Annotated in this window: 17 protein-coding genes; 8 read left to right on the forward strand and 9 right to left on the reverse strand. The window is 63.7% G+C overall.

What is annotated here, in order from left to right; translation table 11 throughout:
- Positions 1–4 precede the first annotated feature (4 nt).
- Positions 5–427 (reverse strand): YybH family protein, encoded by a 423-nt coding sequence (locus tag API01S_RS07835; RefSeq protein ID WP_006217685.1) that lies wholly within the window; start codon positions 425–427, stop codon positions 5–7.
- Between the two features lie 42 nt (positions 428–469).
- A complete protein-coding gene (locus tag API01S_RS07840; protein WP_006217686.1) occupies positions 470–685 on the reverse strand; it encodes a zinc-finger domain-containing protein in 216 nt (71 codons plus the stop codon).
- 299 nt (positions 686–984) lie between these two features.
- On the opposite strand from API01S_RS07840, the gene API01S_RS07845 reads away from it, so the two are divergent.
- The 3 genes from API01S_RS07845 (at position 985) to API01S_RS07855 (ending at position 3,930) form a co-directional block, all read left to right on the forward strand.
- On the forward strand, positions 985–1,734 hold the full coding sequence (locus API01S_RS07845; protein WP_039882818.1) for an AzlC family ABC transporter permease: 750 nt from the start codon (positions 985–987) through the stop codon (positions 1,732–1,734).
- Entirely contained in the window at positions 1,731–2,066 is a 336-nt protein-coding gene (locus API01S_RS07850; RefSeq protein WP_006217689.1) for an AzlD domain-containing protein, read from the forward strand. The genes API01S_RS07845 and API01S_RS07850 overlap by 4 nt, the downstream gene beginning before the upstream one ends.
- A 382-nt stretch (positions 2,067–2,448) precedes the next feature.
- Positions 2,449–3,930, forward strand: a complete 1,482-nt coding sequence (locus tag API01S_RS07855) for a DEAD/DEAH box helicase (protein ID WP_156329814.1) — start codon at positions 2,449–2,451, stop codon at positions 3,928–3,930.
- 84 nt (positions 3,931–4,014) lie between these two features.
- On the opposite strand, the gene API01S_RS07860 is transcribed toward API01S_RS07855, so the two are convergent.
- Positions 4,015–4,398, reverse strand: coding sequence for a thioredoxin family protein (locus API01S_RS07860; protein WP_061304089.1), 384 nt, complete (start codon positions 4,396–4,398; stop codon positions 4,015–4,017).
- A 64-nt stretch (positions 4,399–4,462) separates the two neighbouring features.
- On the opposite strand from API01S_RS07860, the gene API01S_RS07865 reads away from it, so the two are divergent.
- From API01S_RS07865 to API01S_RS07875, 3 genes are all read left to right on the forward strand, one after another.
- Positions 4,463–5,272 carry an EI24 domain-containing protein gene (locus API01S_RS07865; protein WP_006217693.1) on the forward strand — a complete coding sequence of 270 codons (810 nt, stop codon included), beginning with the start codon at positions 4,463–4,465 and terminating at the stop codon, positions 5,270–5,272.
- Positions 5,273–5,304: 32 nt separating this feature from the next.
- Positions 5,305–6,120, forward strand: a complete 816-nt coding sequence (locus tag API01S_RS07870) for a competence/damage-inducible protein A (protein ID WP_061304091.1) — start codon at positions 5,305–5,307, stop codon at positions 6,118–6,120.
- A 122-nt stretch (positions 6,121–6,242) separates the two neighbouring features.
- Entirely contained in the window at positions 6,243–7,106 is an 864-nt protein-coding gene (locus API01S_RS07875) for an IclR family transcriptional regulator (protein ID WP_050728009.1), read from the forward strand.
- 58 nt (positions 7,107–7,164) lie between these two features.
- On the opposite strand, the gene API01S_RS07880 is transcribed toward API01S_RS07875, so the two are convergent.
- A complete protein-coding gene (locus tag API01S_RS07880; protein ID WP_006217696.1) occupies positions 7,165–8,142 on the reverse strand; it encodes a tripartite tricarboxylate transporter substrate binding protein BugD in 978 nt (325 codons plus the stop codon).
- A gap of 384 nt (positions 8,143–8,526) precedes the next feature.
- Between API01S_RS07880 and API01S_RS07885 the strand changes: the two genes are divergently transcribed.
- Entirely contained in the window at positions 8,527–9,105 is a 579-nt protein-coding gene (locus tag API01S_RS07885) for a phasin family protein (protein ID WP_006217697.1), read from the forward strand.
- A 132-nt stretch (positions 9,106–9,237) separates the two neighbouring features.
- Here API01S_RS07885 and API01S_RS07890 read toward each other — a convergent pair whose 3' ends face one another.
- The 5 genes from API01S_RS07890 to API01S_RS07910 all read right to left on the reverse strand — a co-directional run bounded on the left by API01S_RS07890 (position 9,238) and on the right by API01S_RS07910 (position 13,418).
- A complete protein-coding gene (locus API01S_RS07890) occupies positions 9,238–10,281 on the reverse strand; it encodes a quinone-dependent dihydroorotate dehydrogenase (RefSeq protein ID WP_006217698.1) in 1,044 nt (347 codons plus the stop codon).
- 66 nt (positions 10,282–10,347) lie between these two features.
- A complete protein-coding gene (locus tag API01S_RS07895) occupies positions 10,348–11,082 on the reverse strand; it encodes an arginyltransferase (RefSeq protein WP_061304093.1) in 735 nt (244 codons plus the stop codon).
- 68 nt (positions 11,083–11,150) lie between these two features.
- Positions 11,151–11,909 (reverse strand): leucyl/phenylalanyl-tRNA--protein transferase, encoded by a 759-nt coding sequence (gene aat, locus API01S_RS07900; protein ID WP_061304095.1) that lies wholly within the window; start codon positions 11,907–11,909, stop codon positions 11,151–11,153.
- Positions 11,906–12,487, reverse strand: a complete 582-nt coding sequence (locus tag API01S_RS07905) for an NUDIX hydrolase (RefSeq protein WP_061304098.1) — start codon at positions 12,485–12,487, stop codon at positions 11,906–11,908. The genes aat and API01S_RS07905 overlap by 4 nt, the downstream gene beginning before the upstream one ends.
- Positions 12,488–12,497: 10 nt before the next feature.
- The gene (locus API01S_RS07910; protein WP_006217702.1) at positions 12,498–13,418 is read right to left on the reverse strand and encodes a LysR family transcriptional regulator; all 921 of its coding nucleotides are present in this window, start codon (positions 13,416–13,418) and stop codon (positions 12,498–12,500) included.
- A gap of 131 nt (positions 13,419–13,549) precedes the next feature.
- On the opposite strand from API01S_RS07910, the gene API01S_RS07915 reads away from it, so the two are divergent.
- Positions 13,550–13,951, forward strand: a complete 402-nt coding sequence (locus tag API01S_RS07915) for a DoxX family protein (protein ID WP_006217703.1) — start codon at positions 13,550–13,552, stop codon at positions 13,949–13,951.
- Positions 13,952–13,964 lie beyond the last annotated feature (13 nt).

Here is a 13,964-nt window from a genome sequence, read left to right on the forward strand (position 1 = left end):
CGATTCAATGCAGCATGTCGGGCACGTCGTGCAAGTCGAGCACGCCGGCTTCCGTGGGCGCCGACGACGAATGGTGCATGACCATGCGCCAGCCGGTAGGGCCCTTGTGGTAGATGTTCGTGGCGTAGCAGTTCGCGAACTGCGTGCCTTCGCGCGTGCGCACCGCAACCTGTTCGACCAGCACGTGTACCGCGCACATCATGCTCAACATGACCAGCGGGCGCAGCGGGCGCACATGCAGCGGGCCGTTGGACAGCACTTGTTGCCAGGAATCGTGCACCGCCGAGTGGCCGACGATGCGCAAGCCTCCCGGGTGGATGCAGACGACTTCTTCGTCGTCGGCCCACACCTGCATCAGACGGACGCAATCCCCTTGCTCAAGGGCTTCGTAGAACGCGTGTTCGGCTTCTTCAGGTGTGGCAAACATGGCTGCTGTAACGGTGGCGTTGGGGCGGCGTAGGCGTCTGGATCAGTGGTGGCCGTGCAGTACCGTGCCGGCCTTCAGACGGTATTGCGCGCCACAGTAGGCGCAGCTTGCGGAGCCGGTGCGCGCGACGTCGAGGAAGACGCGCGGGTGCATGCTCCAGAGCGGCGCCTTCGGGCCGGGACAGAACACGGGCAGGTCTTCAGCGCCGACTTCAATGACTTCGTGAGCGTTGGGGACGGCGGCCGGGGCAGCGGTCATGGATATTCCTGAATAAAAAAACCGATAAACGGCAGGTTGGAGCAATGTGCGACGGGTGTTGGACCCACCGCGCGAATCACAACTGACTTAGCCAGTGATGGTACTTCGGGACGCGGCCATTCACCATGGCCGATTTCGCGCCGCGCCAGGTCCCACCCGCCAAGAATTTTCAGGCGCGTATTGTATCAAGCGACGAGGTTACAATACCGGCCTGTTCGCGCACCGGCGTGGTGCCATTCGGCCCACGCAACCCGTAAGAGTTCCCATGTCGTCCTGTCCGAATCGCCAGGGGCCAGCCGTTGTCCTCTGAACCCGCGCTTTCTGAATCCGAAGATCCCCGCGCGGTGCGTCAGCAGCGCCTGAAGGCCTTTCGCGCCGGCGTCCACGCCATCGTGCCTGCCCTGATCGCTACGGCGACCTGGGGTTTGGTGACCGGCGTGGCGATGGTCAAGTCGGGGCTGACCGAATCCATGGCGCTGGCCATGACCTTGCTGCTGTACGCAGGGTCGGCCCAGCTGACCTCGCTGCCGCTGATCGCCACGGGCGCGCCGCTTTGGCTGATCTTCGCCGCCGGGTTTGTCGTGAACCTGCGCTTTCTGATCTTCGGCGCGGCGCTGCAACCGTATTTCCGGCATCTGTCCTGGCCGAAACGCCTGGGGCTGGGCTACTTCACCACCGACATGGGCTTCGTGCTGTTCATGCCGCGCTACGGCGATTCGGCCGAACGCGGCACGCGCGACCAACTCTGGTTCTTCCTGGGCACGATCGTGCCCGGCTGGCTGGTCTGGCAATCATCTTCGATCGTCGGCATCTACCTGGGCACCATGGTGCCCACCGGCTGGTCACTTGATTTCGCGGCGGTGCTGGCGCTGTTGGCGATCACGGTGCCGTTGGCCAACTCCAAGCCGATGCTGGTGTCCATGCTGGCTGCCGGCGTGGTCGCGTGGACGGGGCAGGTGCTGCCGTTGCGGCTCGGCCTGGCCGCGGCCGTCGTGGCCGGCGTGGTGGCCGGCATGTGGGCCGAACGATTCTTCAAGGCGCGCGCATGACCCTCTGGCCTTCCGAGATCTACGTCTATTCAGCCATCCTGTTGCTGGCCCTGTGCAGCGTGCTGACGCGCGCCGGCTTCATGCTTTTTGGCGATTACATCCCTTTGCCCGATGGCGTGCGGCGCGCGTTGCGCTACGCACCGGCGGCCGCGCTGACCGCGATCGTCGTGCCGGACCTCCTGCCCTGGAAGGCGGGTTTAGGCCCCATATTCGATTACAAGCTGGTGGCTGGGCTGGTCGCCATCCTGGTTTTCCTGCGCACGCGCAGTGCGGTGCTGGTCATTGTCATGGGCATGCTCGTGTTGTGGGGGCTGCGCTGGCTGGCCGGCTGATGTCCGACTTTCGATCATGATTAGTCCACCTGGTGGACAGTACAAACTGGCTGGAAGCGGGCGTGCCCGTTGTCTGGCGGCGTTGCGGTACCCGCCTGAAACCACTCTTTGATGTTGTGGTAGGACGCCTGCGCTAAAATCCCGCTTATCCACAGCAATCCGGGCCTGGTACTGCCCTCATAAGTATCGAATCCAGAATGCGCCCACTGGCCTGCAAGGCAGGGTGCCGATTGCCCGCGAAACGAGATCCGCTTCGCGGCAATTTGCGTGCCGTCGCGATGCGACAACGCGTATTCAGATTGCTCCGATGCGTATGTAGTGCAGTGCATGTAGCACTCTCGTTTTGTTCTTTTTCACTGGTCCCGGTATCTGCCAAACCCTGATGACTGAATCCACTCAATCCGTAGCACCCACCGCCGACGCGCCCGCGCCGACGTTTGCCGATTTTGGACTGCACCCGCTGTTGCTCCAGTCCATCGCCGAAACCGGCTACACCGTTCCGACGCCCATTCAGGCGCAAGCCATCCCTGTCGTGGTGGAAGGGCGTGATGTCATGGGCGCCGCCCAGACCGGCACCGGCAAGACGGCCGCGTTCACCGTGCCGATCCTGCATCGCCTGATGCCGCTGGCCAACGCCAGCGCATCGCCCGCGCGGCATCCGGTGCGCGCGCTGATCCTTACGCCGACGCGCGAGCTGGCCGACCAGGTGTTCGAAAGCGTCAAGCGCTACAGCAAGCAGACGCCGTTGCGTTCGGCTGTGGTGTTCGGGGGCGTGGATATCGGTCCGCAAAAAGAAGCCCTGCGTCGCGGCTGCGAAATCCTGGTGGCCACACCGGGCCGCCTGCTGGACCACGTCGAACAGAAGAACGTCAACCTGAGCCAGGTCGGCATCCTGGTGCTGGACGAAGCGGATCGCATGCTGGACATGGGCTTTTTGCCCGATCTGGAACGCATCATCCGCCTGTTGCCCGCGCAGCGTCAGGGCCTGCTGTTCTCGGCCACTTTCAGCAACGAAATTCGCAAGCTCGGCCGCTCGTACCTGAACCAGCCGGTTGAAATTGAAGTCGCGGCGCGCAACGCTACTGCCACGACCATCACGCAGATCGCCTACAAGATGTCCAGCGACGCCAAGCGCGCCGCGGTCGTGCATCTGGTGAAGTCGCGCGGCCTGAAACAGGTGATCGTGTTTTCGAACACCAAGATCGGCACGGCGCGCCTGGCCCGCGAACTTGAACGCGATGGCGTCAAGGCCGAGTCCATTCACGGCGACAAGACCCAGGCCGACCGCATGAAGGCGCTGGAAGCGTTCAAGGCCGGCGACCTGGAAGTGCTGGTCGCCACCGACGTGGCCGCGCGCGGCCTGGACGTGGCCGGCGTGCCTTGCGTCATCAACTATGACCTGCCGTACAACGCCGAAGACTACGTGCACCGCATCGGCCGTACCGGCCGCGCGGGCGCATCCGGCGAAGCCATTGCGCTGTTCACGCCCGACGAAGAACGCTTCCTGCTCGACATCGAAAAGCTGATCAAGCGCGAAGTGCCCCGGGGCACGCTCGATCTGCCCGCCGACGCCGTGGCGCGCAGCCATCGCCGCAGCGAAGATCGCCCCTCGTCCTCTTCGCGCGAAGGCCGCGAGGGTGGCCGTGAAAGCCGTGGCGAACGCGGTGGCCGATCGTCGGATCGCCGTTCGGGCTATACCTCCGGCCCGTCGCGCCAGCCCGTGGACGATTTCTTCCTGAAGCCCTACGAGCCGTCGGCGTCGGCCGCGCCCGAGCAGGATCAGGCGCCCAAGGACGACAACGCGAGCACGTCCCCGCGCAAGCGTCAGGTCGCGGTGTTGCTGGGCGGATCGCGCAAGAACTGATCCCCGGCAGCACAAAAAAACCCGCAACGCCGTTTGGGCCTTGCGGGTTTTTTCATGCGCCCGTGGCGGGGGCCGAGGATTGATTCAGGCGGCCAGCATCCGGGTCAGATCGGGCAGGTCGGCGGTGACCGCCGGGCTGTTCGCATTCAAGCTGTCCAGCAAGCGTTCCAGATGTCCGATGTGCGGCAGCATGGGGCCGTAAAACACCACGCGCGATCCGATTTGCACCAGCAGGGTGGGGAAGTTCTCGACATCGACATCACCCAGCAGCTCGGCGTGGTCTTCGATGTCGACCCAGGCGAACGCATGTTGCGGCAACGCGTCGGCCAAGGCTTGAAGCTTGGGCTTGTATTGTTCGCAGGTGTCGCACCATGCCGCGCAGAAGCAGGCGATGAGCCAGGTGTCGGGGGTTGCGCCAAGCCGCGCGCGCAATGCGGCCAGGTCGGTGCCGGGTACGAGTAGAGACATGTGAGCAGATCAGGGCGTGTTTGACTATCATACCCGGGATGTCCACCCCCTTTTTCAAGACCTTATGACCGCTTTACGCACTGATGCCGCCACGCCCGGCAATGGACGATTCGCCGGCGCTGGCACCGGCGCCGTCAGCGTGGGCCAGGCGTTCAAGCGCGCCCTCGTGTCGCAATGCCATCCGACGATGCTGTTCGCGGTGCTGCTGCCATTCCTGATTGCGCTGGTTGGCGCCTTCCTGCTGCTGTACCTGTTCTGGACGCCGCTGACCGACTGGCTGCGCGCCGAGGTCTCGCACTGGGACATGGTCAACCGCGCCGATGAATGGATGATCGCGATGGGGCTGTTTTCGCTCAAGATCTATCTCATTCCCGTCATCGCCGCCGCCATCTTGCTGCCCGTGTCCGGCATTCTTGGGCTGGCCATCGCCGCCGTCTTCGTGATGCCTTTGGTGCTGCGCCACGTGGGCCAGCGTGAATACGCCAGCGTCACGCGGCAGGGCAAGTTTTCAACAGCGGTAAGCGTATGGAACGCTGTCTGGGTGTCGGCAGCGTTCGCGGCCGGCTGGGTGCTGACGCTGCCCTTGTGGCTCGTGCCGCCCATGGCGATCGTGCTGTCGATTTTCTGGTGGGCCTTCGCGTTCTCGCGCATGATGCGCGTGGACGCCATCGTCGAACACGCCAGCCCCGAAGAGCGCAAGCTGATCCTTGAACGCAACAATGGCGGCTTCTGGAGCATCGGGCTTATTTGTTCGCTGCTGAACCTGTTGCCACCTGCCTGGATTATCCTGCCGGTGTTTTCGGCGCTGGTCTACGCGCACTACGGCCTGGAAGCGCTGCGGCGCTTGCGCCAGGACCGAGTCATCGAAGCCTGACCGGCTTACTTCTTACCCTTCTGGAATTGGACATGGCCGCAGAATCCGCCGCCCGTCGCATCGGTCTCATCATCGTTGGCGATGAAATCCTCTCGGGCCGCCGTCAGGACAAGCATTTTTCCAAAGTCGTCGAGCTGCTCAGTGCCCGGGGCATGCAGCTGAGTTGGGCCGAATTCCTGCCCGACGACCGCGACACGCTGGTCGCCGCCTACAAACGCAGCTTCGCTACGGGAGACGTCGTGTTTTCCTGCGGCGGCATTGGCGGCACGCCGGATGACCACACCCGCCAGGCGGCCGCCGCCGCGCTGGGTCTGCCGATGGCGCTGCACCCCGAAGCCGAGCAGGCCATTGCCTTGCGCACTGCCGAAATGGCGGCCAAGGGGCAGGGCACCGCCGACATGAGCGCGCCGGAAAACCAGCAGCGCCTGCAAATGGGCGTATTTCCCGAAGGCTGCGAGATCGTGCCCAACCCGTACAACCGTATCCCCGGCTTCTTCATCCAGGATCACACCTTCGTACCCGGCTTTCCCGTGATGGCCTGGCCGATGCTGGAATGGACGCTGGACACGCGCTATCGTGCACTGCAACATGTGCGCGCCCATGTCGAGCACTCTTTCCTGGTATTCAGCATGCCGGAGTCGCGCATCACGCCCGCCATGGTCAGCGTTGAAACGCGGTGGCCTGACGTGCGCGCGTTCAGCCTGCCCAGCGTGGGCGAAGCGGGGGGAACGCCGCACATCGAGCTGGGCGTCAAGGGCGAACCGGCCGCTGCCGCCGAGGCCTTGGAGTTCCTGCGCGCCGAGGTATTGAGGCTGGGCGGAAAGCTGGCGCCGCCGGCCGCAGCGTGAAATTCATCTAAAAAAGCCATTGCAAAATGGCGTCGTAAATTTCACAATACGGGAAAGAACTGTTTGCTGCGTTGCCGCAAGGCCGGTTTTTTTCGGCGTTGCGGCGCGAGCCTATCTCCCCCATGCCCCGTCTGACGACACCCCGCACTCCCCTGGACGCCGAAACCGAAGGCGCATCCGGGCATCCCATCGCCATCCAGGTCATCGAGCGCGCCATGCGCCTGCTGGATGCGCTTGCCGCGCAGCAGGATCCGGTGACGCTCAAGGAATTGTCCGCCACGACCGGCCTGCACGCCTCGACCGCCCACCGCATCCTGAACGACCTGGTCGTGGGCCGCTACGTCGAACGCGTCGATAACGGCCTGTATCAGCTGGGCATGCGCCTGCTGGAACTGGGCTCACTGGTGAAGGGGCGCCTGAACGTGCGGGAAGCTGCCATTTCCGCGATGCGCTCGTTGCACAAGCTGACCGGGCAGACGATCAACCTGTCGGTGCAGCAGGGCGATGAAATCGTCTATATCGACCGCGCCTGGAGCGAGCGCTCGGGCATGCAGGTGGTGCGAGCCATCGGCGGCCGCGCGCCGCTGCATCTGACCTCGACGGGCAAACTCTTTCTGTCCACCGGTGATGCGCGCCAGGTGCGTGCCTATGCGCTGCGCACCGGCCTGGCCGGCCATACGCGCAACAGCCTGACCGACCTGGATCGCCTGGAACGTGAATTGGCGCTGGTTCGGCGCCACGGTTATGCGCGCGACAACGAAGAACTGGAATTGGGCGTGCGCTGCATCGCCGCCGGCATCTTCGATGACACGGGCAAACTGGTGGCGGGGCTGTCCATCTCGGCCCCGGCCGAACGCTTGCAGGACGACTGGATCAAGGCGCTGGTCGATACCGCCGCCAGTATTTCCGAAGCGCTGGGCTACGAGCCCTCGGTGTCCACGGGCTTCAACGGCCTGGGAATGGCGGCCGAAGCGCTGCGGCCCTGAATGGCTTGCCCATGAAAAAAGCCCCTTTATGGGGCTTTTTTCATTCAGCGGGCGTCGGTTACTGCTGCTCGACGCCTGCCTTCTTGAACAGCTCGGCCCACTGGGGAACCTGCTGCTTGACCTTGGCGTCCAGCGATTGCGGATTGGCTTCGGCGGTCAGCACCGTGGCGCCCAGCTGCTTCATACGATCCTGGAACTTCGGATCCGCCAGACCGGCCTGCAAGCTCTTGATCAGCTTGTCCACGACCGGCTTGGGCGTGCCCTTCGGCACCCACATCCCGTGCCAGATGCCGACTTCAAACCCCTTGTAGCCGGATTCATCCATGGTCGGCAGCTTGGACAGCGTCGGCACGCGCTTCAGGCTGGTCACTGCGTAAGCCTTGACCTTGCCGCTTTCGATCTGCTGCGTGGTGTTGGTGGTTTGGTCGCACAGCAGGTCGACCTGCTTGCCCAGCAGGTCGTTCATGGCCGGTGCCGTGCCCTTGTACGGAATCGTCAGGAGTTGAACGCCCAGCGCTTCCACCAGCATGGTGCCGCACAGATGGCTGGCGGCGCCGATGCCGGCGTTGGCCAGCGAGACCTTGTCCTTGTTCTGTTTGACGTATTCGGCCAGTTCCTTGATGTTGTTGGGCGGAAAGTCCGAACGCGCGATGATCGTCATGGGCACGTCGACCACCAGGCCGATGGGCTCGAAGCTCTTGTACGGGTCATAGCCCGGGTTCTTGTAGAGCGACGGCGCGGTGGAGAAGCCTGCGTGCATCAGCAGGACGGAATAGCCGTCGGGCTGGGCGCGAGCAACCTGGGTCGTGCCGATGGTGCCGCCAGCGCCGCCCTTGTTTTCAACCACGACCGTCTGTCCCAGGCTCTGGCGCATGGCTTCGGCCAGCGAACGGGCGACGTTGTCGGTCGGGCCGCCTGCGGCGAACGGAACCACCATATTGATGGGGCGGTCCGGGTATTCCGCTTGGGCGGCGCCGGCCGCGAACATGGCGCTGGCCGCGAGCAGGGCCGTAAGCGTGCGGGGAATAAAGGTCATGAAGTCTCCGATTGCAGGGTTTTGCTTGCTGCGATTTGGTTTTTTTGACCGCTGACTTATGGTTTGTTTTTTCTGTCATCAGCGTGAAAGCAGTGTAGAAAAGAATTGATACGCCGTCATGTCGGGTTTTTCCCGAACCATGGGAAAACCTTGTTCTGGATCAAAGACGTGCAAGTGAGTGCACCGTTAAAGTGCAAACACTTGTTGCGTTGCACAAAAAGCGCTTGACAACATTTTCTGCCAGTCTAGAATGTGAATTGTGCAGTGCATCAAACGGGCCGGCGGTAGCTTGTAGTACCAGTTTCCGCGCACGTTCCTATCTTTCGTCGCAGACACCAATCCTTCTTGCCGGAAAGCTTCCGGCTACCCCTAAAGGAGCATTCTATGAGCGCAATTCCGCAACAAGTCCTGGACCGCCAAAAGGCCAGCATCAACACTTTCGTGGCAGCCCAGTCCGCCGTTTTCGCCGGCTTTGAAAAGCTGGTCGAACTGAATATGAAGGTTGTGCGCGCCACGCTGGACGAAGTCGCCCAGAAGTCGCAGCAAGCCTCTGAAGTCAAGGATCCCCAGGAAGCCGCGGCGTTCGCCTCGGGCCTGCTGCAGCCGGGCGCTGAAAAGGCCATGGCCTACACCAAGCACGTGTACGACATCGTCGCCGGCGTGCAGGGCAGCCTGGTCAAGCTGACCGAAGAACAAATCGCTGAAAGCCAGCAGCAACTGAGCGAAGCCGTCGACCAACTGTCGAAGAACGCTCCGGCTGGTTCCGAAAGCGCCGTTGCCCTGATCAAGTCCTCGCTGGCCACCGCGACCAGCGCCTACGATTCCGTGACCAAGGCTGCCAAGCAGGCTGCTGAAGTCGCCGAGTCGAACCTGAATGCCGCCGCCAACGCGACCTTCAAGGCTGCAACGGATGCCGCCGACGCCGCCAACAAGGTTGCCAGCCGTAGCCGTCGCACCGCCTGAGTCTTGGCGCGCGAAGCTGCGCAAATCGCAGTAATGTAGTACTGTTGAGTGACAGAGCAGAGCTGGAATTAGGGCCACCCACTGGGTGGCCCCTTTTTTTTGCCCGCGTATTCCGTCTCTTGCGTGTGCCGTTCAGCGTTTCGCGGTGGCGCGCACGCATTCGCCCACCAGGGCAGGGCCCCGGTAGATCAGGCCCGTATACAGCTGCACCGCGTCGGCCCCGGCCGCCATTTTTTCGCGGGCCTGCTCGCCCGACAACACGCCGCCCACGCCGATGATCGCCAGGCTGTTGCCCAGTTGCGCTTTCAGGCGCCGGATCACTTTCAATGACAGTTCATGCACCGGCGCGCCCGACAGGCCGCCGGCTTCTTCGGCATGCGCCTGGCCGGCCACCGCGTCGCGCGACAGCGTGGTGTTGGTGGCGATGACGCCGTCGATGCCGTGGCGCGGCAAGGTGTCGGCGATGGCGTCGATCTGATCTTCGGTGAGATCCGGGGCGATCTTCACCGCCATTGGCACGCGGCGCTGATGCTGATCTTCCAGCGCCCGGCGCTTGTCGGCCAATTGCGCCAGCAGCGCGGATAGCTCATCGCCGCTTTGCAGCGCGCGCAGGTTCTTGGTGTTGGGCGAAGAAATATTCACCGTCACGTAGTCGGCGTGCGGATACACCCCTTCCAGACCGATCAGGTAGTCGTCGGCGGCGCGCTCGATTGGCGTGTCCGCGTTCTTGCCGATATTCAGGCCCAGGATGCCGCCTTGCTTGCGCCACTGGCTGCGCTGCACATTCGCCAGGAAAGCAGGCAGGCCCTGATTGTTGAAGCCGAGCCGGTTGATCAGCGCATTGGCGCGCGGCAGGCGGAACATGCGCGGCTTGGGGTTGCCCGGCTGCGCACGCGGCGTCACGGTGCCGACTTCAATGAAACCAAAACCCAGATTGCCCAGCGCGTCGATATAGGCGCCGTTCTTGTCCAGCCCCGCCGCCAGTCCGATGGGATTGGCCAGTTGCATGCCCATCAGCGTGCAGGGGGCCTTGGGCTGCGCGTGCATCAGCTTGCGCGTGGCGCCGCATTCATAGGCGCGTTGCAGGCTCGAAAGCGTGACTTCGTGGGCGGTTTCCGCGTCCATGGCGAACAGCGCCGGGCGGGCCAGGGGGTAGGCGTGGAAGAGGATAGACATGGGGCGGAATTGTAGAGCCAATTTCGCCGCGCTTGCCGCCCGCGAGCAGGGCGCCGCGCGTGACGGTCAAAGGGACAGAGTGCCCTGGCTCCGCCATTCTCCGTCGACCAGGAACTGCGCGGGCTGGAAGCCGGATTTGTACGACATCTTGCGGCTTTCGGCGATCCAGTAACCCAGGTATAGCCACGGCAGGTTCAGCGTGCGGCATTGCTCGATCTGCCACAGGATGCTGTAGGTGCCCAGGCTTCCTTCGATATCGGGGTCGTAAAAGGTATAGACCGACGACAAGCCGTCATCGAGCACGTCGATGATCGACACCATCATCAGCACGCCTTCGGCGTCGCGAAATTCCACCAGCCGCGTATTTACCCGGCTGGTCAGCAGGAACTGCGCATATTGCGTGCGGCTGTCTTCATCCATGCCGCCGCCGGGGTGCCGACCCTGCTGGTAGCGCGTGTACAGGCGGTAGTGCTCCGGGGACCACGCCAATTCGGCCACGAACGACTGCAACGATTGATGGTCGCGCCACGCGCGCCGCTGGCTGCGGTTGGGCGCAAAGCCCGCCGTGCCCACGCGCACGGGCACGCAGGCGTGGCAGTTATCGCAATGGGGACGGTACGTGAACAGGCCGCTCCGGCGGAACCCCTGTTCGACCAATTGGGAATAGGTGCCCGCGTTGATCAGGTGACCGGGCGCGGCGACCTGCGACCGCGCCTGCCGGCCGGGCAGGTAGCTGCACGGGTAGGGCGCGGTTGCGTAGAACTGCAGCGTGGAGAAGGGGAGTTCTTTGAGCTGGCTCATGAAAGGGTGCGCATCGCGTGGTACGTCCGCGATGGGATGGGTACATATTAACGCTTAAGCAGGCGCTGCTATGCAGGGGTCGGATCGGGCAGGGGCAACAATTTTCCCGTGCTGTCCAGGGTGCCCGGGGCCCAGAAAACAGGAGGCTGCGCCGTGGCCTGGCGCACGTGTTGCAGAAACTGTCCGCGTGGAATCGGGCGTGCCCCCAGGCTGGCCAGATGCTGGGTCTGCTGCTGGCAATCGATACGCTGCACGCCATTGGCGGCCAGGTACCTGACCAGATACGCCAGCGCGATCTTCGAGGCGTTGGGCACGCGCGTGAACATGGATTCACCGAAGAACATGCGGCCCAGGCTGATGCCGTACAGGCCGCCCGCCAGCTCGCCGTCGATCCAGGTCTCGATGCTGTGCACGTAACCGGCCCGGTGCCATTCGGCATAAGCCTGCTGCATGGCGCCGGTGATCCACGTGCCGGGCTGTCCGTCACGCGGCGCGGCGCATTGCCCCATGACGCGCGAAAACACGGTATCCACGCGCACTTGCACGCTCGGTTGCTCGTCCTGTTCCTGGCTGGCGATCTGCCGAAGCAGCTTGCGCAGCGAATGCGACGGGGAAAAGTCGTCGATGGCCAGCACCATGCGAGGATCCGGGCTCCACCACAGCACGGGCTCGCCTTCCGAATACCAGGGGAAGATGCCGTTGGAATAAGCCTGGATCAACCGTTCCATCGACAGGTCGGCGCCAGCCGCGAGCAGGCCGTCGGGTTCCGTCAGCGCGAATTCCGCGGGCGGAAACGGAGTGTCGACGGCAAGCCAGGGAAGCTTCAACGGTGCGATTCTAGGGTGTAGTGATGGGGGACGAAAGCGCCTTGGCGGCGGTCGTCGAAGTAGTGGCGCAACGTCGTGGCCACCGTGCGAAACGCCAGGTCGTCCCACGGAATGTCGGCTTCGTCGTACCAGCGGGCCTCCAGGCTTTCCGGGCCGGGATCCAGTTCGGGACCCAGCGCCCGGGCCAGATAGAACACGTGCACCTGATCGATCTGCGGCAGGTCGATCATGGTGTAGAGCTCGCCCAGCTCAATGCGCGCGCCGGATTCCTCCAGCGTTTCTCGGGCTGCGCCCTGCGCGGTGCTTTCACCGAGTTCCATGAAACCGGCCGGCAGCGTCCAGGTGTTGTAACGCGGCTCGATGGCGCGGCGGCACAGCAGGATGCGGTTTTCCCAGACGGGCACCGTGCCCACCACCAAACGCGGATTCTGATAGTGGATCGCGCCGCAGTGATCGCAGATGTCGCGTTCACGGTTGTCGCCTTCCGGCACCCGGCGGGTGATGGGGGTGCCGCATTGGCTGCAGAAAAGCGAACGGCGGGGGGCGGGGAAGTATTCGATGGACGGTTTCGCGGTCATGGGTAGGATTCTAACGGCTGTCGCGGGCCCTGGCGCGTCCGGCAGACGCACCGCCGAACCGTTCCTCAAGGTGCTCGACGAAGGACCGCACCTTGGGCGACAGGAAGCGGCGATGCGGATAGATGGCGTACATGGAGATGGGCGTGTGCGCGTAGTCGGCCAGCAGGGCCACCAGCCGCCCCGCCCGGATGTCGTCGCCGACCAGGAATTCGGGTTGCAGGATGACGCCGTGGCCGGCCAGGGCCGCCGTGCGCAGCACGTCGCCGTTATTGGCTCGCAGCGCGGCGTTCACGCGCACCAGATGCGTCACGCCGTCCTTCTCGAAATGCCATTCGTTGCCCGTGCTGGCATAGGAATAGTGCAGGCACCGGTGCTGTTTCAGGTCTTCGGGCGTGGCTGGCGTTCCATGCTGCTGGAGATAAGCCGGCGCGGCGCACACCAGCAACTGCTGGGGCGCCAGCGGTCGCGCCACCAGCGACGAATCCTGTAGCGGGCCGATGCGCACCGCCACGTCGTACCCGTCTTCCACCAAGTCCACCACGCGGTCGTTCAGGTCCAGGTCGATGATGACGTCCGGATAGCGTTGCAGGTATTCGGCGATGGCCGGGCCCAGGTGCAGGATGCCGAACGACACCGGCGCGCTGACCCGCAGCCGGCCGCTGGGGCGCTGGCCTTCCGCCTGTAGCGACAGTTCCAGGTCGGCCACTTCGGCCAGGATGGGACGGACGCGCTCATAGAAGGCTCGCCCGGCGTCGGTCATGCTGAGTTTGCGCGTGGTGCGATTCAGCAGACGCACGCCGTACTTCTGTTCCAGGTAGGCGATCTGCCGCGTCACCACGGAACGCGCCTGGCCCATCTTGTCGGCGGCGGCCGCGAAAGATCCCAGTTCGACGACCTTGGCGTAGGTCTGCATGGCGGTGTGAGTGTCCAAAGATTGTTTCCTATCGGGGAACAATAATTTGCAATTCTGCCTATTTATCTTTGTTTTTGGAATCGCAAGAATAGCGGCCTTGAAGCGTCGTCCCGTCTTGGGCGATTCGCGCTACCCCAAAAGGAATTGCAATGATCGATAACCGTACCGCGCCCTACGCCGCCCTGTTGCTGCGCGTGGCGCTGGGCGTGATGTTTCTGGCCCATGGTCTGACCAAGCTGCTGGTCTTCACGCTGCCCGGCACCGCACAGTTTTTCGCCAAGATCGGCTTCGCCGGCTGGCTGGCCTATCCCGTCACGTTCTTTGAAGTCGGCGCGGGCGTGTTGCTGATCCTGGGCGTCGTGCCGCGCTGGGTGGCGGCCATCGCCGTGGTCCAGCTGTTCGTGGCTTCGACGGTGCACTTTGGTAATGGCTGGGGTTTCGGCAACGCCGGTGGCGGTTGGGAATATCCCATCTTCCTGACCGTGGCGGCCGCCGTGCTGATGCTGCTGGGCGATGGCAAGTTCGCCCTGGTCAAGAGCGGTCGCGGCTAAGGCAGCGACGTAT

The sequence above is a fragment of the Achromobacter piechaudii NBRC 102461 genome, from assembly GCF_001571245.1.
GTDB classification, from domain to species: domain Bacteria; phylum Pseudomonadota; class Gammaproteobacteria; order Burkholderiales; family Burkholderiaceae_B; genus Achromobacter; species Achromobacter piechaudii.

Coding starts and splice junctions, on each gene's coding strand:
- API01S_RS07835 (WP_006217685.1), bottom strand. CDS start 427: ATGTTTGCCACACCTGAAGAAGCCGAACACGCGTTCTACGAAGCCCTT.
- API01S_RS07840 (WP_006217686.1), bottom strand. CDS start 685: ATGACCGCTGCCCCGGCCGCCGTCCCCAACGCTCACGAAGTCATTGAA.
- API01S_RS07850 (WP_006217689.1), top strand. CDS start 1,731: ATGACCCTCTGGCCTTCCGAGATCTACGTCTATTCAGCCATCCTGTTG.
- API01S_RS07855 (WP_156329814.1), top strand. CDS start 2,449: ATGACTGAATCCACTCAATCCGTAGCACCCACCGCCGACGCGCCCGCG.
- API01S_RS07860 (WP_061304089.1), bottom strand. CDS start 4,398: ATGTCTCTACTCGTACCCGGCACCGACCTGGCCGCATTGCGCGCGCGG.
- API01S_RS07865 (WP_006217693.1), top strand. CDS start 4,463: ATGACCGCTTTACGCACTGATGCCGCCACGCCCGGCAATGGACGATTC.
- API01S_RS07870 (WP_061304091.1), top strand. CDS start 5,305: ATGGCCGCAGAATCCGCCGCCCGTCGCATCGGTCTCATCATCGTTGGC.
- API01S_RS07875 (WP_050728009.1), top strand. CDS start 6,243: ATGCCCCGTCTGACGACACCCCGCACTCCCCTGGACGCCGAAACCGAA.
- API01S_RS07880 (WP_006217696.1), bottom strand. CDS start 8,142: ATGACCTTTATTCCCCGCACGCTTACGGCCCTGCTCGCGGCCAGCGCC.
- API01S_RS07885 (WP_006217697.1), top strand. CDS start 8,527: ATGAGCGCAATTCCGCAACAAGTCCTGGACCGCCAAAAGGCCAGCATC.
- API01S_RS07890 (WP_006217698.1), bottom strand. CDS start 10,281: ATGTCTATCCTCTTCCACGCCTACCCCCTGGCCCGCCCGGCGCTGTTC.
- API01S_RS07895 (WP_061304093.1), bottom strand. CDS start 11,082: ATGAGCCAGCTCAAAGAACTCCCCTTCTCCACGCTGCAGTTCTACGCA.
- API01S_RS07905 (WP_061304098.1), bottom strand. CDS start 12,487: ATGACCGCGAAACCGTCCATCGAATACTTCCCCGCCCCCCGCCGTTCG.
- API01S_RS07915 (WP_006217703.1), top strand. CDS start 13,550: ATGATCGATAACCGTACCGCGCCCTACGCCGCCCTGTTGCTGCGCGTG.